24 protein-coding genes are annotated in these 24,371 nt (G+C 40.6%); 13 read left to right on the top strand and 11 right to left on the bottom strand.

All coding sequences use genetic code 11. From position 1 onward, the window contains the following. Positions 1 to 252: 252 nt before the first annotated feature. Positions 253 to 2,181: an alpha/beta hydrolase family protein gene (locus JF50_RS09035; protein ID WP_039609124.1), complete on the top strand. Its 1,929-nt coding sequence runs from the start codon at positions 253 to 255 to the stop codon at positions 2,179 to 2,181. 299 nt (positions 2,182 to 2,480) lie between these two features. Beyond that, positions 2,481 to 2,978: a hypothetical protein gene (locus JF50_RS09030; RefSeq protein WP_152614494.1), complete on the top strand. Its 498-nt coding sequence runs from the start codon at positions 2,481 to 2,483 to the stop codon at positions 2,976 to 2,978. A gap of 249 nt (positions 2,979 to 3,227) precedes the next feature. On the opposite strand, the gene JF50_RS09025 is transcribed toward JF50_RS09030, so the two are convergent. After that, complete coding sequence (locus tag JF50_RS09025) at positions 3,228 to 4,124, bottom strand: LysR substrate-binding domain-containing protein (RefSeq protein ID WP_039609122.1); 897 nt, start codon at positions 4,122 to 4,124, stop codon at positions 3,228 to 3,230. Between the two features lie 153 nt (positions 4,125 to 4,277). Here JF50_RS09025 and JF50_RS09020 point away from each other — a divergent pair, with 153 nt between their 5' ends. Further along, positions 4,278 to 5,042, top strand: coding sequence for an isocitrate lyase/PEP mutase family protein (locus tag JF50_RS09020; RefSeq protein ID WP_235423408.1), 765 nt, complete (start codon positions 4,278 to 4,280; stop codon positions 5,040 to 5,042). A 207-nt stretch (positions 5,043 to 5,249) separates the two neighbouring features. Here the strand turns inward: JF50_RS09020 and JF50_RS09015 are convergent, their stop codons facing one another. Continuing rightward, positions 5,250 to 5,696, bottom strand: a complete 447-nt coding sequence (locus JF50_RS09015; protein WP_039609121.1) for a hypothetical protein — start codon at positions 5,694 to 5,696, stop codon at positions 5,250 to 5,252. A gap of 665 nt (positions 5,697 to 6,361) precedes the next feature. On the opposite strand from JF50_RS09015, the gene JF50_RS09010 reads away from it, so the two are divergent. Next, entirely contained in the window at positions 6,362 to 7,993 is a 1,632-nt protein-coding gene (locus JF50_RS09010; RefSeq protein ID WP_039609120.1) for a DUF342 domain-containing protein, read from the top strand. A gap of 46 nt (positions 7,994 to 8,039) precedes the next feature. Here the strand turns inward: JF50_RS09010 and rnt are convergent, their stop codons facing one another. Then, positions 8,040 to 8,702, bottom strand: coding sequence for a ribonuclease T (gene rnt / locus JF50_RS09005; protein ID WP_039609119.1), 663 nt, complete (start codon positions 8,700 to 8,702; stop codon positions 8,040 to 8,042). Between the two features lie 210 nt (positions 8,703 to 8,912). On the opposite strand from rnt, the gene JF50_RS09000 reads away from it, so the two are divergent. Further along, a complete protein-coding gene (locus JF50_RS09000; protein WP_052262250.1) occupies positions 8,913 to 9,788 on the top strand; it encodes a flagellar protein MotY in 876 nt (291 codons plus the stop codon). Positions 9,789 to 9,819: 31 nt separating this feature from the next. On the opposite strand, the gene mnmC is transcribed toward JF50_RS09000, so the two are convergent. Beyond that, a complete protein-coding gene (gene mnmC / locus JF50_RS08995; protein ID WP_039609117.1) occupies positions 9,820 to 11,802 on the bottom strand; it encodes a bifunctional tRNA (5-methylaminomethyl-2-thiouridine)(34)-methyltransferase MnmD/FAD-dependent 5-carboxymethylaminomethyl-2-thiouridine(34) oxidoreductase MnmC in 1,983 nt (660 codons plus the stop codon). 181 nt (positions 11,803 to 11,983) lie between these two features. Between mnmC and fabB the strand changes: the two genes are divergently transcribed. The 3 genes from fabB (at position 11,984) to JF50_RS08980 (ending at position 14,360) form a co-directional block, all read left to right on the top strand. Beyond that, entirely contained in the window at positions 11,984 to 13,198 is a 1,215-nt protein-coding gene (fabB, locus tag JF50_RS08990; protein ID WP_039609116.1) for a beta-ketoacyl-ACP synthase I, read from the top strand. A gap of 201 nt (positions 13,199 to 13,399) precedes the next feature. Then, positions 13,400 to 13,837 (top strand): hypothetical protein, encoded by a 438-nt coding sequence (locus JF50_RS08985; protein WP_200890387.1) that lies wholly within the window; start codon positions 13,400 to 13,402, stop codon positions 13,835 to 13,837. Between the two features lie 16 nt (positions 13,838 to 13,853). Then, positions 13,854 to 14,360, top strand: a complete 507-nt coding sequence (locus JF50_RS08980) for a hypothetical protein (protein ID WP_152614493.1) — start codon at positions 13,854 to 13,856, stop codon at positions 14,358 to 14,360. Between the two features lie 58 nt (positions 14,361 to 14,418). Here the strand turns inward: JF50_RS08980 and smpB are convergent, their stop codons facing one another. Next, the gene (gene smpB / locus JF50_RS08975) at positions 14,419 to 14,898 is read right to left on the bottom strand and encodes an SsrA-binding protein SmpB (protein WP_023401520.1); all 480 of its coding nucleotides are present in this window, start codon (positions 14,896 to 14,898) and stop codon (positions 14,419 to 14,421) included. A gap of 141 nt (positions 14,899 to 15,039) precedes the next feature. On the opposite strand from smpB, the gene JF50_RS08970 reads away from it, so the two are divergent. Both JF50_RS08970 and JF50_RS08965 read left to right on the top strand, forming a co-directional pair. Then, a complete protein-coding gene (locus JF50_RS08970) occupies positions 15,040 to 15,474 on the top strand; it encodes a type II toxin-antitoxin system RatA family toxin (RefSeq protein WP_039609113.1) in 435 nt (144 codons plus the stop codon). Beyond that, entirely contained in the window at positions 15,475 to 15,789 is a 315-nt protein-coding gene (locus JF50_RS08965) for an RnfH family protein (RefSeq protein ID WP_039609112.1), read from the top strand. 61 nt (positions 15,790 to 15,850) lie between these two features. Here the strand turns inward: JF50_RS08965 and JF50_RS08960 are convergent, their stop codons facing one another. From JF50_RS08960 to JF50_RS08940, 5 genes are all read right to left on the bottom strand, one after another. After that, a complete protein-coding gene (locus JF50_RS08960; RefSeq protein WP_039609111.1) occupies positions 15,851 to 16,288 on the bottom strand; it encodes a DUF2069 domain-containing protein in 438 nt (145 codons plus the stop codon). Continuing rightward, positions 16,285 to 16,836, bottom strand: coding sequence for an NAD(P)H:quinone oxidoreductase (wrbA, locus tag JF50_RS08955; protein WP_039609110.1), 552 nt, complete (start codon positions 16,834 to 16,836; stop codon positions 16,285 to 16,287). Before wrbA ends, JF50_RS08960 begins: the two co-directional genes overlap by 4 nt. A 4-nt stretch (positions 16,837 to 16,840) precedes the next feature. Next, positions 16,841 to 17,188: an arsenate reductase (glutaredoxin) gene (gene arsC / locus JF50_RS08950; RefSeq protein ID WP_039609109.1), complete on the bottom strand. Its 348-nt coding sequence runs from the start codon at positions 17,186 to 17,188 to the stop codon at positions 16,841 to 16,843. A 122-nt stretch (positions 17,189 to 17,310) separates the two neighbouring features. Further along, entirely contained in the window at positions 17,311 to 18,759 is a 1,449-nt protein-coding gene (locus JF50_RS08945; protein ID WP_039609108.1) for a M48 family metalloprotease, read from the bottom strand. A 1-nt stretch (position 18,760) separates the two neighbouring features. After that, positions 18,761 to 19,426, bottom strand: coding sequence for a hypothetical protein (locus JF50_RS08940; RefSeq protein ID WP_039609107.1), 666 nt, complete (start codon positions 19,424 to 19,426; stop codon positions 18,761 to 18,763). Between the two features lie 252 nt (positions 19,427 to 19,678). Between JF50_RS08940 and JF50_RS08935 the strand changes: the two genes are divergently transcribed. From JF50_RS08935 to JF50_RS08925, 3 genes are all read left to right on the top strand, one after another. After that, entirely contained in the window at positions 19,679 to 19,927 is a 249-nt protein-coding gene (locus JF50_RS08935; RefSeq protein WP_039609106.1) for a sulfurtransferase TusA family protein, read from the top strand. Next, a complete protein-coding gene (locus JF50_RS08930) occupies positions 19,920 to 20,987 on the top strand; it encodes an AI-2E family transporter (protein WP_039609105.1) in 1,068 nt (355 codons plus the stop codon). Before JF50_RS08935 ends, JF50_RS08930 begins: the two co-directional genes overlap by 8 nt. A gap of 127 nt (positions 20,988 to 21,114) precedes the next feature. Next, entirely contained in the window at positions 21,115 to 23,148 is a 2,034-nt protein-coding gene (locus JF50_RS08925) for an aminotransferase class V-fold PLP-dependent enzyme (protein WP_039609104.1), read from the top strand. Between the two features lie 17 nt (positions 23,149 to 23,165). Here the strand turns inward: JF50_RS08925 and JF50_RS08920 are convergent, their stop codons facing one another. Further along, positions 23,166 to 24,227 (bottom strand): LacI family DNA-binding transcriptional regulator, encoded by a 1,062-nt coding sequence (locus JF50_RS08920; RefSeq protein ID WP_039609103.1) that lies wholly within the window; start codon positions 24,225 to 24,227, stop codon positions 23,166 to 23,168. Positions 24,228 to 24,371 lie beyond the last annotated feature (144 nt).

The following is a 24,371-nucleotide window of genomic DNA, read 5'->3' as shown; positions in this document are numbered from 1 at the left end:
TTATTTTAGTTTTTAGTATCGAAATATTAACTAGCTTGTGCTTTTTTTAAGCAGATTATGTTTGGGTTTTATATTCAGAGCTAGGCGTATACAGCACAGCCAAAATTGTTCAATGTTTATTCCGTATATAAATGAGATAGGTGCGCTAGATTTTAATTCAGACTATTTAATACTCTACTGAAGGAAAATAATAGATATGATTGATACAATATATTGATAATATTTAGAAAATTTACAACTATAGGATTTATAATGCCTTCAGCATTATGGTTATTGATGGCGTTTTGGCTGTTAACTGCTCATTTTTACGCTCATGGAAGTACACAAGAAAAACTGCCTGTAGAGGCCTATGCAAGTCTCCCGAATGTCAGTCAATTTAATCTCTCTCCAAATGGTTCCAAGTATGCTTATGTTATAAATAACAAAGGGGAGCTAATTTTAGCTGTTCGTGATATTGCTACCGGTAAAGTCACAGCAATAACAAGAACTGATAATTTAAATGCTAAGCTAAACTGGTTTGACTGGTTAAATAACGACACTTTGTTGTTTGGGATATCATATACAAAAAGAGAGAGTGTCGTCAGGTATACACGTACAGAGCTACTCAGTGTTGATTTAAACAATATAAGTAAAGGCGCAAAGTTGGTTGTGCGTCCGAAAAGAGGTCAACATAACGCTCAATTTAAAGACCGTGTTATTAGCATGCTGCCGGACGACCCGGAACATATTTTGCTGTCAATCGATTTAAACCAGCCGAACCGACCCGATGTATATAAACTTAATGTTAAAAAGCGTAAACTTAAACGTATTGTTAGATACAAAGCGCATGTAGATGGTTGGATAGCAGATAGACAGGGTAATGTTCGACTATCTTATCACAGCGACGAAACACGTATTTTTTATCGTTTGTTAGATAACAAAACCTCAAAATGGAAAACCATTTTTGATTACGAAGTTTTTTCTAAAGATAAAGTATCAGTGCTAGGGTTTGATAGTGATCCTTCCATTTTATATATTAAAGCACTTCACAATGATAAAGACTCTATTTTCAAAGTCGACCTTAAGGAACCTGAGTTGACTAGAGATCTTGTATTTCATGATCCAAATTATGATGTTGATGGAACGCTTGTTTATTCTCCCATAACGGGAGCTGTTGCCGGTTTTTCTCATGCTTATGCTGACAACTCCATTCAATATTGGGATAGTGACTTAAAGACATTGCAAAGCTCTATTTCACAAGTTTTACCAAGCGCCACTAATATTATTACCGATATGGATAAAACGGGTGGCCGGTATATTGTGTATAGTGAATCTGATAAGGACTCGGGAAGTTATTTGTTGGGAGACACGAAAAAAAATTCGATCCAGTATCTTGCGAAAAGATATCCGAAAATTGATGAGAGTAATTATCTTGGTAAACAGAGAGTTGAGTATTCGGCTAGGGATAAGGTAAAAATCGAGGGTTATATTACATTACCTCAAGGGCATGAACCAGGCCGAAAATACCCTGCAATTGTGTTGCCGCACGGCGGTCCCTATGCTCGAGATTATCAGGGTTTTGACTACTGGTCAGAGTTTTTCGCACATAACGGTTACATCGTGTTGCAACCAAACTTTCGAGGCTCGTATGGCTATGGGTTCGAATTTGCTCAAGCTGCAATTGGCGGTTGGGGCAAGGTTATGCAGGACGATTTAGATGATGCTGCGAAATGGTTAGTGGCGCAGGGGTATACAGAGAAAAATAAAATGTGTATCGCGGGTAGTAGCTACGGTGGGTATGCCGCAATAATGGCTGTTATTAAACATCCAGAAACCTTTAAATGTGCCGCGAGTTTTGCTGGAGTGACTGATTTGGAGTCAATGTACTCCAGAGCTCGTTACTTTATCAATAAGGACGTAGTAAGAAAGCAATTAGGAGGAGAGCGGTCCCTATTGGAAAAGGTGTCGCCTGTCAGTTTGTCAGAATTTATTTCCAAACCGATTTTGCTTATTCACGGCACAGAAGATGTCACTGTCCCTGTAAGTCACAGCAAAAAACTGGTCAAAAAATTACGAGATAAAGATGTTACGTATATTGAACTAGAAGATGGCGACCATCATTTGAGTTATCAACCTCATCGTATTCAGACTTTAAAAGCGATGCTGGCATTTTTTGATGAGCACTTAAAATATAAAAAGTAGCCTGTGCAGTCTTAAATCTATATCTGGTGTGAGCATAATTAGTTAGCTCCATTTTAGGCTATCAGACTTTTAATTTGATAGCCTTTTATTTATCTTAACCACCTATTATTTGTATATTGAATGGACCTACTCCTGTTGTGTTAACCCATCATGAGTGCAATTTTTTTGTTGTTAGCAATAGAGGTTGTTATAACTGTCATGATAAGTCACCGATTAATTAGCGCTCAATATGTTGAACAATACGCACAAAAGGTGATAAATATTAAGGTCCAATAATAACAATTAAAATGGGAAATAATGTGCGATTAAACTTTATGTTACTTGCATCAGCGCTATCATGCGGTGCATTGGCACATAGCACGCCAGAAGAAGCTGTTGGATCATTATTTAAAGCGCTCTCTCATGCACCAAAAGAAAAGCCCGATATTGCTAAATTAAAAGAGTTATTTCATACACAAGCTAAAATATTTGGTGTTCATCAAGCTAATGCGGATCCTAAGTTGATGGCAGTTTCTGGCGCTGAGTTTTTTACTTTGTTAGATAAAGTGCCTGAAAAGGGGTTTTACGAATGTGAAGTGCTGCGTAAAGTACAGGTGTATGACCGATTTGCTCATGTATATAGTTTGGCAGAGACTCGTTTTATGAAGGGTCAAAAAGAGCCCGATTTTACTGGGGTCAATAGCATTCAACTCTATAAAGTGGAGAATAAATGGCAAATCCTCTCACTTTATTACCAAATAGAAAACCCAAGCGTTGCAATTGACTTAAATGGCGCAAAAAGCGGCACATGTTTATGATTTGAATTGTGGTTTATCAATAATACACTAATTCAGTAGCTGAGGTTCACTGACAGAGAGTGGGGTTGTTATGTAGCATAAACAGTATGTGAAGCATAACAGTCTATTCCCCTAAATTGTGTGCTGAGTACATAGTACATATTTGGGCGCAGATCTTTGTTAATATTCTAAGTTTGATGATGTGCGCTCTGGGCTTTTAAGTGTGCTTGTGACTTACATGTCATAGTAACGCTCACATAGCATAATGATTTAGCTGTGCTTCATTTCATGATTAAGCCAGTCGGTAAATATTTTAAGCCTTGCCAGTCTTGGAGAGTTTGCTTCGAAAACAAAATATCTCTTAACTTTATTTGGGTGTGGCAGTTTATAGGGGATCACAAGCGCACCACTGTCGAGCTGTTGTTGACATAAGTATGGGGCTGCCAGCGTAACACCGTGGCCACTAGAAACGGCACTAATTGCCATATCCGTCGAGTTTACTTTTGTCCAAAGAGTATGACTTTCAAACCCTTTTACTCCGGCTGCGTTAAACCAACTAGGCCAATCGTAGGGACCTTTATGCGTTAAAGTCACTATGTGATGAGATAATAAATTGGCAGGTTCGTTTAAATTTAGCTGTTTTGCCAAGCTACTCGAACAGATAGGGTAAACAGGCGACTCGCCAAAATATTCACAAATAAAATTATCCGGTGTATGTTGTTCAACTGTGGTACCAAATCGAATTGCTAAGTCTATATGCGTCTGTTTCAAATCCACAAAATTTGCTGAAGAAGAGACGTTGATTTGAATATTCGGGTAACGATTTGTAAAACCCTGCAACCTTGGCATTAGCCAAAGGGAAATAAAAGCCTGTGTCGAGGTAATAGTCAGTTCACCATCAATGTCCTCTCTTTGTACACAATTTATGCCTTTATCTAATATCGACAGCCCTTTTTGAGCATGTTCGAACAGGGCAGCACCTTGTTGAGTCAATCGCATTCGCTTTCCTTTGCGAACAAACAAACGGGTATTGAGTATGGCTTCAAGTTGACGAATTTGCTGGCTAACAGCAGCCTGAGAAATACTCAGCTCCTGTGCAGCTTGGCTGTAGCTGTTGTGTCGTGCCGCACATTCAAATGTGACTAGCAGGTTGATATTTTTAAACACGTGATGTTGATAGTGATTGAATTTATTTTTGTATTATAAGCTGTGCTTATAATAAAAGTCGATTTTCATCGTTGGCCTTTTTAAAACGAGACTGCAAAAATGCAGCCATTGAACATACATCAATAAAACTAATAAATTGAAGACAAGGATAAAATGATGATTGAATTTAAGCAGCTTCATCAACAGAAGATGCCACTTTTACTGGCAAACGTTTGGGATGTAACAAGCGCAAAGTGTGCTGAGCAAGCTGGCTATCAAGCAATTGGCACCTCTAGTGCAGCATTGGCTGCGGTACTCGGTTACGAGGATGGTGAACATATGCCTTTTGAAGAGTTATTGTTTGTTGTTAAAAGGATTGCAGCATCTAGTAACTTACCTTTAAGTGTCGATATTGAGTCTGGCTATAGTACAGATCTACATATTATTGCTCATCATATTCAGCAGTTAGCTGAGTTGGGGGTAGTTGGGATTAATATAGAAGATAGCCGAGTGAGAGAATCACGCACATTGTGCAATAAAGATGAGTTTGCAACCTTGCTGCAGGGGTTGCGCGCTGAACTTACGTCTCGTGATGTATCTATCTTTATTAATGTCCGTTGCGATGCATTTTTACTGGGCCTTGAAAATGCAATAGATGAAGCGCTTATCAGAGCGAGTAGTTATCAAGCCGCTGGTGCGGATGGGCTATTTTTCCCATGTATCTCACATGAACAAGATATAACTAAAATTGTGGAAGCGACATCGTTACCGATTAACGTGATGGCCATCCCATCTTTGCCGGACATAGACACGTTGGCACAACTTGGCGTTAAACGAGTAAGTACAGGTAATTTCGCGCAGATTTCAATGAATGAGCAGTTGATTGCACAGTTATCAAAAATAAAAACACAAAGAAGTTGCTCAGGACTTTTTGAGTGACGCTATTTCATCATTATATGGCTTATTGAAGTTTAAGTATGAGGTGTATTTGTTATGTTTAACAATACACCTGACAAACGAGTAATGAGTATGTGCGCGTTTGAAAACAATCCATGAGTTCATTGATAACTTTAAAGTACACAGTTAATTATCAGCTAAGGTTAATACGCTTTTTAACGGCTTAAAATCATTTTTCGCAGTTGCTATTCATTGAGTATATAAGTGATAAGGCGCTTTGCATATTGCCACTTCCAAGTGACTAAAATCTCGGCTACAAAATGGGGCTGCGTATAGAATAGTTGAGTTAGGTTTGAAAACTGAGCGACTTAAAATATTGAACGAGCTTTGTTCATGGCCAAGTGCGTATAAGTTGCTTTTATGTATTTTCCACGTGCAAACTTTTTCGCTTTCAGGATTATTGGCTTGTGTGATCTTGACGACATTTGATGCAAAGGATAAATCCATGTAGCTTTTTTGGCTGTTGGCAATTTTGTAGTAGAAAGCATGACAATCTTTGCGACAGGGTATCAGCTCAAATTCTGTCGCATGTTCGACTGGACTATTACCGTAAAATAAGCCGGATGTTTTTTTGCGAATGGTAATATAGCCAAAATCTTGACCTTGCGTTATCAGTTTCAGGTGTTGTTTGCTCATATTTTCTTACCCACAGTGATTCAACATCATCTGTATGGCACTCTCTCTAACCAATCTTATTAAGACGAACGCCTCAACGAGAACATTAGCCATACTTTGTTGAGCAAATATGACACCAGTTAAAAACTGATAGCAGATTACGAACAAGTCCTGATAAGAAGGTTTTATGTACAAATAACTTCTTACTTCCTCCATAATTTGTTGGTAACTTTTGCTTAGCCTTTTTGATCAGGTTGTATATAAGGCAATAAACAGGTCAGTGTTCTGAACAGTTCATTGCAATTTATTTATGGCTTAATACATGCATAAAATTTCAAGATAGATTTTGCTAATCGGAAAATGTTACAAAATTAATTTACGGTGTTTTCAAGAGTGAGGAACGATAAAGGCGATAAAACGTTAGCTCTTTATATCAGATAGAGGTTAGATATAAGCTAATAATAAAGTCTCATATTGTGAATTTTACTAAAGAAATCACGCATTTTTCCGATAAATTTAGTAATAATAGCAACTTGTGCTAGTTCAGCGTTTAGTGCGTTTACAATCATTCATAATTTGCCTTAAAAGTGGCCAATTTTAACTTAACATTGTTAGGGCGATATGCTGAAATGGTGGAAGCTGCATAAAAAAAAGTAAAATATGCAAGAGTATTTAGGAAGGAAGTGATGTCGTTGTTTAGTTTTGATGAGGAGTCTGGGTATGTTTCTATGAAGGAACATCCTGCGCATTCGGGGTTTCCCGCGAGTGCTGCACAGCTAGTTGAGCTGCTGGAACAATCCTCTTATGCCGACTTTGATGTCATTCACGCCAATATAGGTCAGTTGTTTGCTCCTTCAGATGATAGAGAGAAAGATGTTCTTATCGTTGCAAGGGCTGTTGATGCTTCTATCGTCGTGCATGTAGAAGAAAATAACATGTTGGCAGAAGCGCGCTTGACGACTGCAAGAGGCGGCAAGCTCATAACGATAGATGAAGCAAGAGATGCATTGACCAATGCTGGAGTGGTAAAGGGGATCAACGAGAGGGCACTGGATACATTTTTAGGGCAGCAGTTTGAGCAATCTCCTGGTAGTGTGTATTCCGGTATCGTCGCTCATGGTGTCAGAGCAAAAGATGGCACAGATGCGCGGTTTGTGAGGCTGTGTATGACTGCTCAAGACCGTGTGCTCAGCCCACAGGAAAAGTCGGGTGGAAAAGTTGATATGCGTGACTTAGGCGCAATCATCACTGTTAAACCTGGCAGTCCTTTGATGAAACGTGTACCTCCGACGCCTGGAGAAAAGGGGTTCTCGGTGTTTGGTGATATTTTAGAACCTAAACCGGGAAAAGACTTTACTTTACAGGTCTCAGAAGGCACTAAAATCAGTCCTGATGACCCAAATTTATTGATAGCCAACGCCAAAGGTGTACCTGTTTCAGTCCCTCGAGGCATGCGCGTGGATGATGTTTTGTGTTATGACAATGTTGACGTCACAACCGGGCATATTGAGTTTGACGGCAGTGTTGTGGTCAGTGGTGATGTGAAAGATGGTATGAAGATCAAAGCCACCGGAGACATAACGGTGATTGGTTTTGTGGAGTCAGCCCATTTAGAGAGTGAAAGTGCGGTTACCGTGATGTTAGGCGCAATAGGCAGAAAGCGCCTTGAAGGTGAAGACTTCTCTTGTGTTATAAAAGCAAAAAGAACGATTTCTGTTGGCTATGGTCAATATTGCCATATTGAATCGGACCAAGATTTGTTTATTGAACGTCAAGCCTTACATTGCGACTTAAAGTCAAAGCGTTTAATACGCGTGGGCAAGGGCGACACGCCAAGAGGAAAGCTGATTGGTGGCAATGTCTATAATGCTATGCGTATCGAGGCGGGTGAAGTCGGCGCACCATCAGGCACTCGCACGCGTATTGTATTGGCGCAAGACTGGTATGATTTGAAGAAAAAAGAAAAGGAGTTTAAAGAGCTTGATAAGTTGTTATCGGACAAGATTTTAGCTGTTAAGCGAGCGCAGATTAAAGCTAAAAAGACACCTGCTTCAGATAAGCGGGACAACTACTTGAAAAAGCTTGCAACCACAGAACAGCGTTTAGATGCGCATTACAAACGAAACATTCGTAACTGCAAGCTGGTCGCTCAAAAGCTGATGCGTTTGGTTAAGTTAAGTCGTGTTAAAGTGAATGAGTTAATGCATCCGGGTATCGAATTGACTATTGCTAAAGATAGTCGTTCTTTTTCAAGAATTTACCCACCTCATTCTGTTAAATTAGACGCTGGGAAAATTACTCAGGAATTTGTAAATTAAAAAAGCAGCTAAGGCTGCTTTTTTAATGTCTGATGAAACCCTGAATTTAGTCTTGTTCAGTGTTCTCTTGTTCTTCGCTCTGAGGAAGCGGCCATCCGCCAAGCGCTTGCCACTTGTTGACAATGTAACAAAATAGCTCAGCAGTGCGCTCGGTATCGTACAATGCGGAATGTGCCTGAGCGTTATCAAACTCAATTCCAGCTGCACGGCATGCCTTCGCAAGTACGGTCTGACCTAAAGCAAGGCCCGATAATGACGTGGTATCGAAACTCACGAATGGATGGAAAGGTGTGCGCTTTATATTATTACGCTCAATGGCGGCATTTAAAAAACCATGGTCAAAGGCCGCATTATGGGCAACGATGACAGAGCGCTGACATCCTGCATCTTTTTGTGCTTTTCTTACCGCCTTGCAGATCTCTTTAATCGCTTCACTTTCTTCTACTGCACCGCGCAGTTCAGAAAAAGGATCAATGCCGTTAAACTCGATGGCAGATTGTTCAATATTAGCGCCTTCAAATGGTGCTACATGAAAATGAATTGTCTTATCAATGCTGAGCTCGCCTTGGTCGTCCATCTTTAATAGACTGACGGCAATTTCTAAAAGGGCATCAGTTTCTTTATTGAAGCCTGCTGTTTCAACATCAATTACTACGGGGAAAAAGCCTCTGAAGCGTTTTGCGAATAGGGTTTGCTCTTGTTCTGCCATGATAAACTTGGTTTTCTAAAATTAGCCGCCTATTATACTGATCATAAAGCAAGATGCTAATTAGGATCAGGTGAACAAGCAGATATTTTTAGTTTCTGTCGATTTATTGTCTCGAAAGGCGGTATGTTTATTGCTTCTTAGTATCTTGAAATATGATTTAGGCACTGACAGATTAGCCTGTTTAGTTGTGCAATGGCTTGGAGAAGCAAAGTGAGTTTACATTTCAATATCTTAGCGACTGTTATCACATGTGTGTTTGCGGCAAGTGCACACAGTGCGATGCGGCAATATAGTGCCTCGGTTGATAACTCCAAGTGGATGGTGGACAGAACTACACGGTTATCTTGCACACTTTCCCATGATGTACCGTACTATGGTGAAGCGATTTTTAGCGCGTCGGCGAGTAAAAATAAAGACCTCACTTTTAATCTTGATATGGTTATTCGACCTGAAGATTATGATTTTGCTGGGCTAGAATCTGTTCCGCCAAGTTGGCGAGCGGGGCTCCCAGCTCGCTCAATGGGAAAGATGGCTTTACTTAAAAAGTTTGACGGAGAACTGTCTAACTCGGTGGCGTGGGAAATGCTTACAGAGCTTGAAAAAGGATATCAACCGACTTTTTACTATCAAGACTGGAATAATAAACACGACCAAATTGCGGTGTCTTTATCCTCTGTTAATTTTAAAAAATCTTATTGGGACTTTTTACAGTGCAGAGATAACCTGCTGCCATACAGTTTCGAAGACATTGCATTTGTGGTGATGAACTATCGTAAGAACTCAAGTGAGTTAACCAAGTCGTCTCGAAAACGCTTAGATATGATTGGGGAGTACCTCAATAATGACCCTGACATTGATTCTATTTATATCTCTGCCTATTCAGACAGTTATGGCGGTAAAAACGTTAATTTAAATTTATCGAAGAAACGTGCGATGGCCATAAAAGAGTATATGGCGAGTAAAGGTGTACCTGCTGATAAAATTATGACAGATGGATTTGGTGAGAAGCGTCACGTTGCCATTAATACAACGCCAATTGGACGTGAAGCTAACCGTCGAGTGATCATTCAGATTTCCAAGCCCTAAAAAGGGCTTGGAAACGTACACCGTCGATGGTTTATATTTTGTTGCGGATCATATCCCTGATGATCAAACGTGCTGGATGCAACGCTTCATGCACCCGCTCACTAAATGGCAAAGGTTCTTGAAACAGACTTGCCACTAAATGCTCTGTGACAAGCGGTGCTGTACAGAGCCCTCTGGCGCCAAACCCCGTTACAATATGCAGGCCTTTATGAGGCAAGTTCGGTTCTTTAAAATCATAAAACTTACCTCTTTTGATATTATCAAATGCGTGAAGTAGGTCGTCTTTGTCTTGTACTTGCCCAATCATCGGGGTGTGATCGTTAAAGCAACACCTGACCGCTGCTTTGGCACTTTCAACTTGTCCTAAGCTGTTATCAAAGTCTGTACCTTGATAAAACCCTGCAAGTTGCTGGCGATTCGTAATGTCATCTTGCACGGTGACGGCTCTGGATTTGCTGTGTTTCTCAAAGGTTGCCCCCATACAATGTAAACCGTTTTGACTGGGGGTAAAGTAGCCTTTGTGGCAAAGCACAGTCGAGAGTTTGGATGACGCTGCACCTTCGCGAATATGAGAAACTTGTCCTCGTACACCGTGGATCCCAATCTCTTGGGTTTGTTCAAACCTATCGGTATGTTCTCCTGCACAAATGAATACATCAGAGAAGGGCCCGAATGTTTGTTCGCCAGCGTCTAAATACCAGCCATCGTCATGTTTGTTTAAGGCCTTTATCTGAGTGTTGAAATGACATTCACTGGATTGCTTGGTTTGAGCGGCATCAAACACGGCCTGGGTTAGCTCTGGAGGGCTTACCCAACCGCCCAGCTCAATGAACAGACCGCCATAGGGGGTATCTATATTTGAAATAGACTGCGCCTCAACTTGGTCCACAGCTTTGATGAGTTGTTTTGGGTATATTTCACTACTCGCCACTTTATTGTGCTGTATTTGTTTGCTGTCATTAATACTTTGAAGCAAAACGCCGCACCATTGATGGGAAAATTGGAAACCCAAATGACTAAGTTGGTCATAAAAGCGCTTCGCATACAAAAAGCTGTGTGCATAAAACTCTGATGGGATCCCATATTCACTTTGTAAGTTTGGATATACCGCCCCTTGAAGATTGTGGGATGCCCCTCGTGCGAGCGTATCGTCCTCGCAAAATAAGCTGCTCTTTACACCACGCTTAGCCAAATGGTATTGCAGGCAACTACTGGCGATACCACCACCAATAATTGCAACATTAGATAATTCAGCCTTTTGATGCTGATAATACAAAGGGGTTGTCGACTTTTCAGTGACTGCTTTTAATTTGCCAACAACCATTTCACGTTTACGGCCATAACCCTTGACTTTTTTACACTCAAACCCAGCGTCTTGTAAGCCTCTTCGAACAAATCCCGCAGCCGTAAAGGTGGCGAAAGTTGCATGCTCTTGGCTTAAGTGCGCCATGCTATCAAATAGTGTTTGCTGCCACATATCTGGGTTTTTACTCGGAGCAAACCCATCTAGGTACCAGGCATCTACCACGCCTTTACTTTGGTATGCAATCTGCGGCATAGAGTCTTGTACATCACCAAACCACAAATCCAAAATAACTCGTCCCTGATCAAACTCTAATCTATGACAGCCTTGAAGTGCTAAAGGATATTGTTGGCATAGTTGCTCAGAAAGATCACTGAGCCCAGGCCATGCTTTGAGCGCTTGCTTTAAATCACTCAACTTAATCGGATACTTTTCGAACGACATAAAATAAAGTCGTTCAATAGCTAAGTTTTTAGTGCGTTTAAATTGTGACCAAGTATTTAGAAAGTTTAGACCTGTACCAAATCCAGTTTCTGCAATGACAAAATGTTTTCTTGGGTGGCTTGAAAATCGTGCTGGCAACTCATTTTGTTCGAAAAACACATAATTTGATTCGGCGAGGCCGTCATCATTAGAGAAATAAACATCGTCAAAATTGTCAGCTACAGGCGTGCCTGAATCATTAAAGTGAATTTGTGCGTTACTTATCATAGGAGTACGTTGGTATAATGCTCATAAATTACAGGTATTTTACTGGTTTTATTTGCATTAGTCCGTTGCAATTTTACAAATATCAGTTCAGAGTACGTGTGTACGCTGGAAAGCTGACCACTTGATCAGTATTTTATGCGTAGAATACACCTAAATTTTTTAAGTTCTAAGGGAATTACCCATGAGAAGAGCCGTAATTACGGGGATCGGTGTTGTTTCAAGCATCGGTAACAACAAGCAAGAAGTATTAGAATCTTTGAAAGCGGGTAAAAGTGGTATTGCTTTTAACCAAGAATTTGCCGACATGAACCTACGCAGTAACGTGTCAGGTAAAATTGATATTGACGTAAAAGCGTTAGTAGATCGTAAAGCACACCGTTTTATGGGTGATGCTGCTGCATACTCATATATTGCGATGGCACAAGCTATCGAAGACTCTGGCTTATCGGAAGATCAAGTTTCGAATGAACGTACTGGCCTTGTAGTTGGTTCTGGTGGTGGTTCTTCTAAGTACCAAGTAGAAGCCGCAGATATTTTACGTGAGCGTGGCGTAAAGCGTGTTGGTCCTTACATGGTACCACGTACTATGGCGAGTACAACATCAGCGTGTCTTGCTACACCTTTCAAAATTAAAGGTGTGAACTATTCAATCAGCTCAGCATGTGCGACTTCTGCACACTGTGTTGGTCATGCCGTTGAGCAAATTCAACTTGGTAAGCAAGATGTTATCTTTGCAGGTGGTGGTGAAGAACTTCACTGGACACTAGCAATGGAATTTGACGCGATGGGTGCACTATCAACAAAATATAACGAAGAGCCAGAAAAAGCGTCACGCACTTACGATGCAAATCGCGATGGTTTTGTTATTTCTGGTGGTGGCGGCATCATGGTTATTGAGGAGCTTGAGCATGCTCTAGCTCGTGGCGCACATATTTATGGTGAAATCGTAGGTTATGGCGCGACTTCAGATGGCTACGACATGGTTGCGCCATCAGGCGAAGGTGCGGTTCGTTGTATGAAGCAAGCAATGGCGAACCTTGACTGTGGTATTGATTATCTCAATACACACGGTACTTCAACGCCAGTGGGTGACGTAAAAGAGCTTGGTGCGATTCAAGAGCTATTTGGCGATAACTCTCCAGCAATCAGTGCGACTAAAGCAATGACCGGCCACGCGTTAGGTGCAGCGGGTGTTCATGAAGCTATTTACTCAGTACTGATGCTAGAAAATAACTTCATTACTCCATCAATCAACATTGATGAGCTGGATGAAGAAGCAAAAGGTTTAGACATCGTAACAGAACGTCGCGATGTTGAACTAAACACAGTTATGTCGAACAGCTTCGGTTTCGGCGGCACAAACGCCACATTGGTTGTTCAAAAGTATAAAGGCTAATTTTTTAAATTAGACGATTATGAAAAGCCCTACGGGGCTTTTTTTGTTTGTAGTCACTGTTTTTAATTCTTCTCTCTTGTCTTAATTTCGTCTTTTATCATGAATATATTTATGCCTTAAATTCAGGGTGTTGAATAATATATTTCAATATGCTAGAAAATATTTGTGCATATAAAATGTACAGTTTTGAAAGGGATAATTATGGAAGATATTTACGAAGTGGATGTAGATGGAGATGGCATCAGTGATGGTGTTGTTGCTGACGTAGACGGCGATGGTTACGTGGATACAGTAGGTATTGATCAAGACGGTGATGGCATAATTGATACCGTGGCGATGGATACAGATGGAGATGGATATGTTGACACCATCATGGTAGATGAAGATGGTGACGGCGCAGTTGATACGATTGCTATGGATACCGATGGTGACGGTTACGTAGATTCGGTCGGCGTTGATTCTGATGGGGATGGTGTCATTGATACCGTTGCTATGGATACTGACGGTGATGGGGTAATTGATCTGGTAGCAATGGATTTAGATGGTGACGGCGATATTGATGCCGTAATCGCTGACACTGACTTTGATGGTGAAGCGGATACCATGATGATTGATGACGATGGATTTGACGATTATTAATAAAAAGGATTTAATTATGTTTAACAAAATAAAAGAGACAGCGGCAAAAAACTTTACTGACGAGGAAGGGAATAGTCAGCTGGGTGTAAATTTAAAAGAAAAGAGTGAAGGCTTAACTGCTTCTATAAAGCAAAAAGCGACAGATGCAAAAGATAATATCAAAGATATATCTGTCATGAATAAAGTAAAAGAGTTCACTAAAGCGTCTGTCAAAACGGTCGAAGACATAGATAACGATCTATTAGCCGGTAACTCTCAATACGAAATTAACAACTTTAGGGTATCAGCAACTGCGGGCGTCACTGCCGGTATGACATTAGACATCCACTTTGTTAAAAACCAAGGTGCAAAAGAGATTGCGCAGAAGGCATCGCGCTTTTTAATCGTGGTTAACCCTGATACGGGTAGCAAAATTCAGGTGCCGCGCAGTGCGCTTGTAAATAAAGATACGGCTAAGATTAAAGATCCAAAAACGGAAGCTGTTTTAACTATTGATGCCAAGACGGGGGCTATTCTGTCTTAAGTTAGATGAAACAGCCGGCATGATACAGCCTAAGTAATTAGGCTGTATATTCAAAGCATTAAACTTTGTGCTTCATCAGTCTTTCTTTATCGCGAGACCAATCTCTGTCTTTAATGTCAGCACGTTTGTCATGCATCTTTTTACCTTTAGCAAGGTGGAATTCTAGTTTGACCCAGCACTTCTTCCAGTACATTGCTGTCGCAACTAAAGAGAAGCCATCACGCTCAGTGGCACCGATTAACCTGTCTATTTCTCGTTTGTTGAGCAGTAACTTGCGATAGCGAAGCGGATCACAGATAACATGAGTTGAGGCACTATTTAAAGGCTGTATCTGACTGCCAAGTAAAAATGCTTCACCGTCTTTTAGATGAATATAAGTTTCTGAGATATTAACCTTACCAGCTCGGATGCTTTTGACTTCCCAACCTTGTAGTTCCATACCTGCTTCGAACTTATCGTGTAAAAAATACTCATGACGCGCCTTTTTATTAAGCGCTATGGTATTGCTTGTTGATTTATTTGATTTTTTCTTTGCCATAATGGCTTAGTCTACCTACAAATCGAATTGGAAAACAGAGTTATTTAATTTTTATGCCATATTTTCGCTCACAGTGGCGCTGCAAACAAGATAAATCTTTAAAAGCTTGGTAAAATTGGGACAGTTAAGTTTGGAGATCGTATGCCACAAGTAGAAAAAAGTGCATTGGTGATGTACAGCACACAAGAAATGTTTGATTTGGTCAATGATGTAAATGCTTACCCAGATTTTTTACCGAACTGTTCTGGTGCGAAGGTGTTGAGTAGTTCAACGGAAGAAATGACAGCAAGTTTAGAAATTTCAAAAGCAGGTTTGACCAAGTGGTTTACTACTAAAAATCAATTTGAAGGCAATCGAGTTAAAATGCAGCTCGTTGATGGTCCATTTAAATCATTACAAGGCTATTGGGAGTTTGTAGAACTGGATGAACAGGCTTGTAAAGTACACTTAAAATTAGAGTTCGAGTTTGCTAGTAAACTCATTGAGCTTGCTTTTGGTAAAGTGTTTAATGAAGTTGCAAAAAATATGGTTACGGCATTTACCAAGCGCGCTAAATCGGTATATGGGGTTAGGTAAATGATTAAGGTTGAAGTTGTATTTGCTCTGCCAGACAAAGCGACATGTTTAACGGTTGATGTTGCTGAAGGTACATCCGCTGAACATGTTGTGATGCAGTCGGGGATCTTAGAGCGATGTCCAGAGATTGACCCCACAAATTTGAGTTTAGGGATTTGGAATCGGACAGTAAAATTACATCAAGTTGTCAAAGAGGGTGACCGTATAGAGGTTTATCGTCCATTGATTGCTGATCCTAAAGAAGCAAGACGACGAAGAGCTGACAAAGCAAAAGAAGAGGGAAGAGCAAACAAGATCACAGGTGGTCGAGCTTAACTTCTAACATTAAAAAAGCCACCATACGACGTGGCTTTTATGGTGACTTAAACACGCTTAATTATTTAATGCTGTCTTGGTGAGCTTCCTTTTCATCGGCTAAGTCATCTTTGAGTTTGCGAATTTTTAACCCCAACTCTTGCCCTCTATGTTTTGCATAATAAGTACAACCAATGAACATAGATGTGGCAAAAATCAATTCTAAGCTAACCCAAAGTAGCTCATCTGTCGCTATCCAAAGCAGCGTAAAGCCATGTATAAAGTAGATTAAGACAATGAAATTAGCCCATGCAAAGGTATATGGCTTGTCTTGAATTATGCCTTTGAGAGGTAATAACAGAGGAAGAATATAGACTGCAAACATAAAGCCTATACTGTGTCCTTCTCTTGGGGAGAGAAGAAATAGCCAAGCGGGCATTAAGATTAATAAGCCAAAGTAGCCAAAGAGCGCTAATCGATGGAATTGCTTCGTTTTCGGTTGTTTTGGGGTGTCACTCATAATAGTTTCTTTGCAACTGTGTAAAGTCGAGTTGCTACTGCTCGACAAATTTTAGTTTCAGTGTCGGTTAATTGTGAGTTGTTATCCATCCCAGCAACATGGCTGGCACCATAAGGTGTACCACCGCCCTCAGTTGATAAAAGCTCGGGGACATCATAAGGCACGCCCATCAGCATCATGCCATGATGTAATAATGGAAGGGACAAATTGAGTAACGTGGCTTCATTACCTCCATGCATACTGCTAGAGGAGGAAAAAACACATGCCGGTTTATCAATTAATTGCCCTTTAAGCCAAATATCACTGGTTGTTTCCCAAAATGATTTTGCTTGAGCTGCCATCATGCCAAAGCGTGTTGGTGTACCAAATGCTAAGCCATCGCACTCAATGAGGTCTTGTTTGCTTACTACAATGTCATGTGCGTGCTTTTGAACAAAGGTCCGCAACCGCACAGTTGCACCGTGGGCATTGAGTGTTTCGGCTATTTCATTGGCCATAGACTCTACTGAGCCATGACTTGAATGGTATAAAACTAAAATAGTTGGCATAAGCTTAAATGATGTCTAAAACCGATTCAGGTGGGCGGCCTAGTGCTGCTTTAGTTCCATTGACGACAATTGGGCGCTCTATCAATTTTGGATTTTCAATCATTGCTTTTCTCAATGTTTGCTCATCACTGTTTTTACTCAGGCCCAACTCTTTATAGATAGCTTCTTTGTTTCTCACTAATTGATGGGCTGACTCAAAACCAAGCTGAGTAATTAACGTATCAAGGGTCGCAGCATCAATGGGGTTTTTCAGATACTCTACGATATCGGGTTGAACGGCATTTTCTTCCAATAAAGCAAGCGTTTGTCTTGATTTTGAACAGCGAGGGTTATGATAAATAGTGACTGACATAATGAACCTTATAAACGGTAACTTATATTTTTGTTGATTGTAACTTATCGAAGTAAGTGTGCCTATCTTTTGCATTAACTTAATATTTAGCTTATTAATGACTAGGTAGGCCGTTGATAATATTACAATTTGGCAAGTTCTTTTTGCATGTTTCGATACTTAGCCAAGAGCGCTTTTAGACGCAATTTTTTGATTTCATCGTCTTTTTCGATGAAGTTGAGCGCTTTCTGAACTTCGTCAGCTGCTTTCATAAAAGCACCATAGTGAGACAGTAGACTTGCCCTTGATTCATGATAAGCCGCTTTATTCTCACTGAGTTCATATGCTTCGGTGAGCAATTGCTTAGCAAGTACATGATTAGGCTTCTCTAACAAAAACACTCTCAGGAGTTGCTCTGCTTTGTCGTACTTTTTCGCCTTAATGGCGGTATTAGCTAAATTTAATGTGATAACTTGATTATTCGGACGAAGTTGATGCTTCTGCTCTAGAAGGGAAATCACTTTGTCGTATTGCTTTTGCCCTAATTTAATATCAGTAAATACATCTAAATAAAACAGGTTGTTGGGGTTTTGCTTAAGTAATTTTCCGATGATTTTATCCGCTTGGTCGTACTTCTTTTGGTCGAGTAAAGAAATAGCGAGACCGTATTCATACTGGCTTTTATCAAGGTCAGAGCTGGTTCTTAAAATATTTTCAAAGTAGGCCTGAGCATCTTTTTTGTCCAACTGGTAGCGAGCCATGACACGGCTTTTTGCGTAATTAAAGTCTGCACTGCTTGGGACGTACTTTTTAGGGTATTGTTGTGCTCTGAGCCTGACGTCTGACACTCGAGAATCAGGCAAAGGGTGCGTAAGCAAGAACGCCGGGGGCTTATTTTTAAAACGAACTTGGGCGGCCAGTTTGGTTAAAAACTCACTTGCAGCATATGGGTCGTAACCCGCTTTTTGTAGAGTTTGCATGCCAAATCTATCAGCTTCTTGCTCAGCCTTTCTGCTGTGGGTAAGTTGACTCAAAGTTGCTTGAGTACTATTCGCTGCAAGAATTGCCATACCGGCATCAGGGGCGACAACCGTGGCAAGAATACCGGTGATTAAGCCCGCAATAGTCAATGCGCTATTGTCTTTTGCTTGCTGGATCCTTCGGGCCAAGTGCCGTTGTGTGACGTGAGCAATCTCGTGACCAAGCACAGATGCGAGTTGGCTTTCATTGTCTGATTGTGCAATAAGCCCTGTGTGCACCCCAACATGGCCACCATAAAATGCAAATGCGTTGATCGCTTTGTTGTTTAGCCAGAAAAACTTAAAAGGAAACCTAACATCATTTGCACTGGCTACTAACTTGTTGCCTAGTGATGACAGGTATTCATTGAGCACCGGATCTTGAACAAGTGGAGAGCTTGCGCGGATCTGCATCATCATAACTTCACCTATGGCTTGCTCTTTCTCAATAGGTAAAACTTGAACAGCAGACGTACCAAGGTCAGGAAGTTTAAAATCTGAGGCGGTACTTACGGTAGAATAACTCATTGTTAGAGCGCATAAAGTCGCAGCAAGTGCTTGTTTTAATCGCATTCTAGTCCTTCTTATAATCGTCACCGAGCATGATTTTAGCTAGATTTATTTCATCTTCACAAGCTCGGGCGTCTTTTTCACATAATAAATAAAAATCCTTTATTGAGACCCCATCGACATTGATAACGTTCAATTCTCTTTTCAAAAGAGAAATGGTTTGATGAACAACCTTGTGCGCATGCAATATCAACGCTTTGTCTGCAATGTCTCCTCGTTCAAAGTAAAAACGAATAAACTTATGCATTTGGCTGAATCTAATCAGCGTTTTCATGGTGTGGGGGTCCCATACATTAAATTCTAAATATTTATTATCTTTAAGGTATGTATCCACTTTGACATTACGGGCAATTGGAAATGCCCAAAGTTCATAACCTCGCTCTGTAAAAGCTTGATGGAGAGAGACTTTTGGCGCACTGTCACAATGCACGATACCATTATCATCTTCATATCCGTCCAAAAGCTGTAAATTCCAATTGCGCTTGTCTAATAATCTTTTGATCGCATTATCGAAGCCGTGCTGAAAAATACCCTCGCTTTCACTGACCGAAGACGCGACTAGGTGGTAAAACGGCGGGAGCTCACCCCAATTGATTTGTTTTTTGTACCAATTGATTTCTTTTAGTGTGGGGTTCGCCGGCAAACGTGCCTTGTTATTTGCTTTTGGCATGTGGTTTCCCGTAAAACTTATTGTTCTTATAAGAATAAACCATTGGCAATGTTCAAGCTACTGAAAGACGCCGCTTTGCTTTCAAAATAGATGATTTTTCGCTTGCTCTTTGCTAGGCGGGTAATTTATAAACGGGGTTGCAGATACTGCGAACGCGAATGGGGTATATAATTGGTTTCTATTGTTTTTAAATTGTATTGTATGTGCTTTATCATTACCTACACCTAACCTAAAATTAACAAGGGGAGGCTTGTGAGTTTGTTTAAAACTAAAAATGAAGAACCAAAGGTGATTGACTTGCGAGGCTATCAATGCCCGCAGTTATTTGTACAATTTAAATGGCAGCTAAAAAGCATGTGTGTTGGCAGGATAAGATTTATATATTCAGATGCGCAAGACATATCAGATGTAAAGCGCTATTTGTGTGGTCATTCGTATCACCATGCCTGTTTAAATGAGGGCACTTTTAACTATATTGAGGTTCACGTCACGGATGTTTGAGTTAATTAAATCCTGGTACCAAGAGAAATTTACAGACCCTGATTCGGTCACACTTCTACTGATGCTCGTTTTTATGGCGACCATGCTGTATTTTTTTGGCTCATTTGTCATTCCTGTCTTAGTTGCTTTAGTGATAGCTTATCTACTTGACTGGCCAGTGACACGTTTACAAAAGGCCATACCCAGTCGATTAATGGCAACTAGCATAGTAATGTTAGGTTTCATTGGCGTAGTTTTGGCGCTACTTCTTGTGATTGTACCCGTGCTATGGTCGCAGGCGAGTAACCTAGTTCAAGAAGCCCCGAGCATGATAGAGAAAGGTCGTGATTACTTGCTTCATTTGCCTGATGACTACCCCAATTTGATTTCGGTGCAACAAGTACAGAACATCGTGACTGGTGTTGAGAGTAAAGTGTTGGCATTGGGAGAAGTAATTGTGTCGGTGTCGTTGACATCAATTAAAGACTTGGTTGCATGGTTAATTTATTTGATACTCGTCCCATTGCTGGTATTTTTCATGCTCAAAGATAAGACGAATTTAACAATGGGTATTAAGCAGCTTATACCTAAAGACAGAAAACTTATCACGCAAGTGTGGGAAGAAATGGATCATCAAATAATGAACTATATTCGCGGTAAAGTCATTGAGATAGTCATTGTTGGTGGTACAAGCTTTATTGCCTTTGCTGTATTAGATTTGCGTTATGCAGCACTGCTTGGCACGTTAGTTGGGTTGTCTGTGTTAATTCCGTTTATTGGTGCGGCATTAGTGACGATCCCTGTCGCTGCAGTGGCGTTGTTTCAGTTTGGATTAGCACCCGAGTTTTGGACCATACTCATTGTCTATGGGATAATTCAAGCGTTAGATGGTAACTTATTAGTACCGCTGTTATTTTCAGAAGCCGTCGATCTAAACCCTGTCTATATTATTGTTGCCGTTTTATTTTTTGGCGGCTTATGGGGGTTTTGGGGAGTATTCTTTGCGATCCCGCTTGCATCCTTGGTCAAAGCGTTAGGGAACGCTTGGTCTACTAGCCAACGCCAGGCAAACCCAATTTAGCACACAGGTGAATGAGATAAAAAGGAGCATTTATGCTCCTTTTTTTGTATTTGAGAAATTAATTATCTTTAACTGAAAGAGTGTTTATGTGTAAAATGGAATAACTTAGTTCATATAGTTATAAGTTGTGTACGTGAACCCCAAAAGCCCGGAACAGATTTATCTTGACGCAAATGCGACTACGCCAGTAATCAGCCCTATATTGGAAAGAGTCATGGAAACCATGGCTGTTAATTTTGGCAATCCATCCAGTGCTCACTTGGCTGGGATTAAAGCTAAAGATTTGCTAGAAGAAACTCGACAACTTGGGAAAAAGGCGATAGGCGCCCTTGGTGGGGAGTTGCTTTTTACGTCTGGTGCAACCGAAGGGATCCAAACGGCTATAGTGTCAGTTATCAGTCATTATTTGAAATATGCACCAAGAGATCCGCATGAGCCTACTATATTGTATGGGGCAACAGAGCATAAAGCAGTTCCAAACACGATTAAGCACTGGAATAGCCTATTAGGTCTTAATGCGAGGCTAATAGAGATCCCAGTAGACCAGTACGGTATGTTAGATCATGATTTCATTGCACGTAATATATCAAATGCTGTGATGATATGTACGATGGCAGTGAACAATGAAACTGGAGTCAGACAAGATCTATATGGGCTAGAAACAGTGATTCGTGCTCATAATCCAGATATCGCTTGGCTTGTGGATTGTGTACAAGCATTGGGAAAAATGGAGATGCGTATGGATACGATTTCTATTGATTATGCACCATTTTCTGGTCACAAGTTGTATGCGCCTAAAGGGATCGGCTTTTTGTATATAAGGTCGGAAAAGCCTTACATTCCTTTTGTCGCGGGTGGTGGTCAAGAGTCAGGGATGCGATCTGGCACAGAAAATTTACCAGGTATTGCTGGCCTGCATAGTTTATTTTCTCTACTTGTGAGCCAAAGTGAAGTCTTCAATTCGATTCATAAGCTCCGGCAGCACCGTGCTATGCTGGTGGACGCAATACAGGAGACGTTTCCAAAAGTAACTTTTCATAGTCATTTTGAAGACTCGGTACCGACGACACTTAATTTTTCTGTGGCCGATTTCACGGGTAAAGAAGTGATTGACTTAATGGATGCGGCGGGGATCAGGGTAAGTGGGGGTTCTGCTTGCAGTTCAGGTGCAAATAGCAGCTTCGTTTTACAAGCTATGGGACTGAGCAATTGGTGTTGCTCAAATGCAATTCGTTTGTCTTTTGGACCTGCAGACAGCACAGTGTTTATTGAAAAAGCCTGCCACGCGATCCGTGCAATCAAACCCTCAATACTACATGAGCAATCTTCGAATATATGTGGTTTGACACACCTATATTATCAAAATCAACAGTGCTGGTTATTTGTCTCCAAAAATCAAGAAGCGGTTGTTGTTAGCCCGATCCAAGCTTTGTTACCTAAAATAAAACGCATGTTAGAAAACAAAAGTTTGAACAAGGTAACATTCATTGTCAGTGACGATACAGACCAAAGCGAGCAATTGATAAACAATATAACAGGTATCTTTGGACAATCAGTTGAAGTTTTGATGCCAGACCAACTGGGGCAACACGGGGGTTACTTTGGCAGTGATGATTGGAGTGTTACATACCACACTGTGGATGGCAAAAAGTCTATGATCTTCAGCGTCTTTAATGAAGAAACACAAAAAAAGGTATTTCTGACCAAGGCGTTTTGCAATTTAGATACAAGTTCAAATAGTCTTTTTTTCGCTACCGACTTTGCTAAAAAAGAGACTTTTCTTTGTTCAAACACGGCATTAAACAACCAACTTGACTGTGAATACACTTCAATTGAATATGATGAGCTAGCAAGTCGAAAGGCTGCGAATAGTTGGTTAAATACACACGATGCTGTAGTGCTTGATGTAAGAGAGCGAGGAGAACATCATTTATCTCTAGGTGAAGTACCAGAGAAGCTGGACTGTGAATTAGAAAATCGCTTGATCAATATTCCGATAGGGCGTTTGGTCAATGCGTTTATTGACGGCAAGTTATCAACCGATTCAATGTATCTCATTGTCTGCAGAACCGGTAAGCGCTCAAAATTGGCCGCTGAGATATTGTGCTCTTTGGGCGTTAAAAAAGTAGCTAACTTGAGTAAAGGACTGGCACGACTTTAAGCGCCAGTCTCAATTTATTAAACCGGTGCCGGCCCTGTACTTTCACGAACTACAATCGTTGGAGTGAAAGTCGTGATGATGTCTTTATCTTGTTTTCTGCTGCCACGCGTTTTGGAGAAAAGTAACCTTGCTGCATGCTCCGAAATAACACTATTTGCTTGGTGTGCAGTGGTCAATTTAGGCCATGTTTGTCTCGAGAAGGGTGAGTCCTCAAACCCAGAAATAGATAGCTGTTCTGGAATAGCGATGTTCATCAGTCTAGAAGCAAATAATGCACCTGCCGCGATTTCATCGTTTCCGCCTAATATGGCAGTGATTTTGGCCGCATTGTTGTCTTTCAATAAAGCTTTAGCACCTTTTACTCCAGACTCAAAAGAGTAGGTTCCCTCATAAATGAGCTCATTATTAATAGAAAGGTCGTGATCTTTGAGTGCTTGTTGATAGCCTGCTAGACGCTCTGTTGTTGATTTATGTTCCGCATCTCCGCATGCGAATGCAATTGTTTTATGACCCAAATTAATAAGATGCACAGTGATTTCATAAGCTGCTGCATAGTCATCAACGTAAATACAGTTGTTGTTTTTAATTTCTGGTGCATCGTCGGGATCATTTGGAGCAGCCTCATTTTGCCCAGAGAGTAGCCTAACATAGGCAACGCCTAACTCATCAAGCATATTAATGATGTCTTGTTGCTCAGAAAGTGGAGGTGTTAATACTAACCCAGCTAATCGAGAACGTTGAATCATGGTGGCAATCTCTTTATGCATATCAGGATCTTGTGCACAACATGGATGAATTACAAGTTCATAGCCTTCGTCTTTGCACCGAGATAAAACACCATTTTGCATGTCTATAACATAATAAGCATTTGGATTATCATAAACCAAGCCTATTGCAAATGAAGAAGTACCCGCCAAATTACGAGCGGCAGTATTTGGCTGATAATCAAGTTCTTTGACAGCTTGCATCACCAAATCGTAAGTTTTTTTTCTTACAGAGGGTTCTTTATTAATAACCCTTGATACAGTTTTCATTGATACGCCAGCATGCTTTGCGACGTCGTTGATGGTTACTTTCATTTTTTTTCTTCTATAGGGTATAGGCTTAATTCTTGGCCAAAATTTGAGTCATTAGTTAACACAGGCTCTCAATTTGCTGACTTTTAGTGCTAATAAGCACTAGCAAGCATGCGCTAAAGGGCAATATAGTATATTTCAGCTTTT

Origin of the sequence: Pseudoalteromonas luteoviolacea, assembly GCF_000814765.1 — a bacterium.
Taxonomy (GTDB): domain Bacteria; phylum Pseudomonadota; class Gammaproteobacteria; order Enterobacterales; family Alteromonadaceae; genus Pseudoalteromonas; species Pseudoalteromonas luteoviolacea_H.
Note: the sequence above shows the minus strand (reverse complement) of the source record. Positions and strands in the feature narration are given on the sequence as shown.

What these genes read in the sequence shown, in the direction of transcription:
- JF50_RS09035 (WP_039609124.1), top strand. Translation starts at nt 253, where the DNA reads ATGCCTTCAGCATTATGGTTATTGATGGCGTTTTGGCTGTTAACTGCT.
- JF50_RS09020 (WP_235423408.1), top strand. Translation starts at nt 4,278, where the DNA reads ATGATGATTGAATTTAAGCAGCTTCATCAACAGAAGATGCCACTTTTA.
- JF50_RS09015 (WP_039609121.1), bottom strand. Translation starts at nt 5,696, where the DNA reads ATGAGCAAACAACACCTGAAACTGATAACGCAAGGTCAAGATTTTGGC.
- JF50_RS09010 (WP_039609120.1), top strand. Translation starts at nt 6,362, where the DNA reads ATGTCGTTGTTTAGTTTTGATGAGGAGTCTGGGTATGTTTCTATGAAG.
- rnt (WP_039609119.1), bottom strand. Translation starts at nt 8,702, where the DNA reads ATGGCAGAACAAGAGCAAACCCTATTCGCAAAACGCTTCAGAGGCTTT.
- mnmC (WP_039609117.1), bottom strand. Translation starts at nt 11,802, where the DNA reads ATGATAAGTAACGCACAAATTCACTTTAATGATTCAGGCACGCCTGTA.
- fabB (WP_039609116.1), top strand. Translation starts at nt 11,984, where the DNA reads ATGAGAAGAGCCGTAATTACGGGGATCGGTGTTGTTTCAAGCATCGGT.
- JF50_RS08985 (WP_200890387.1), top strand. Translation starts at nt 13,400, where the DNA reads ATGGAAGATATTTACGAAGTGGATGTAGATGGAGATGGCATCAGTGAT.
- JF50_RS08980 (WP_152614493.1), top strand. Translation starts at nt 13,854, where the DNA reads ATGTTTAACAAAATAAAAGAGACAGCGGCAAAAAACTTTACTGACGAG.
- smpB (WP_023401520.1), bottom strand. Translation starts at nt 14,898, where the DNA reads ATGGCAAAGAAAAAATCAAATAAATCAACAAGCAATACCATAGCGCTT.
- JF50_RS08970 (WP_039609113.1), top strand. Translation starts at nt 15,040, where the DNA reads ATGCCACAAGTAGAAAAAAGTGCATTGGTGATGTACAGCACACAAGAA.
- JF50_RS08965 (WP_039609112.1), top strand. Translation starts at nt 15,475, where the DNA reads ATGATTAAGGTTGAAGTTGTATTTGCTCTGCCAGACAAAGCGACATGT.
- JF50_RS08960 (WP_039609111.1), bottom strand. Translation starts at nt 16,288, where the DNA reads ATGAGTGACACCCCAAAACAACCGAAAACGAAGCAATTCCATCGATTA.
- wrbA (WP_039609110.1), bottom strand. Translation starts at nt 16,836, where the DNA reads ATGCCAACTATTTTAGTTTTATACCATTCAAGTCATGGCTCAGTAGAG.
- arsC (WP_039609109.1), bottom strand. Translation starts at nt 17,188, where the DNA reads ATGTCAGTCACTATTTATCATAACCCTCGCTGTTCAAAATCAAGACAA.
- JF50_RS08945 (WP_039609108.1), bottom strand. Translation starts at nt 18,759, where the DNA reads ATGCGATTAAAACAAGCACTTGCTGCGACTTTATGCGCTCTAACAATG.
- JF50_RS08940 (WP_039609107.1), bottom strand. Translation starts at nt 19,426, where the DNA reads ATGCCAAAAGCAAATAACAAGGCACGTTTGCCGGCGAACCCCACACTA.
- JF50_RS08930 (WP_039609105.1), top strand. Translation starts at nt 19,920, where the DNA reads ATGTTTGAGTTAATTAAATCCTGGTACCAAGAGAAATTTACAGACCCT.
- JF50_RS08920 (WP_039609103.1), bottom strand. Translation starts at nt 24,227, where the DNA reads ATGAAAGTAACCATCAACGACGTCGCAAAGCATGCTGGCGTATCAATG.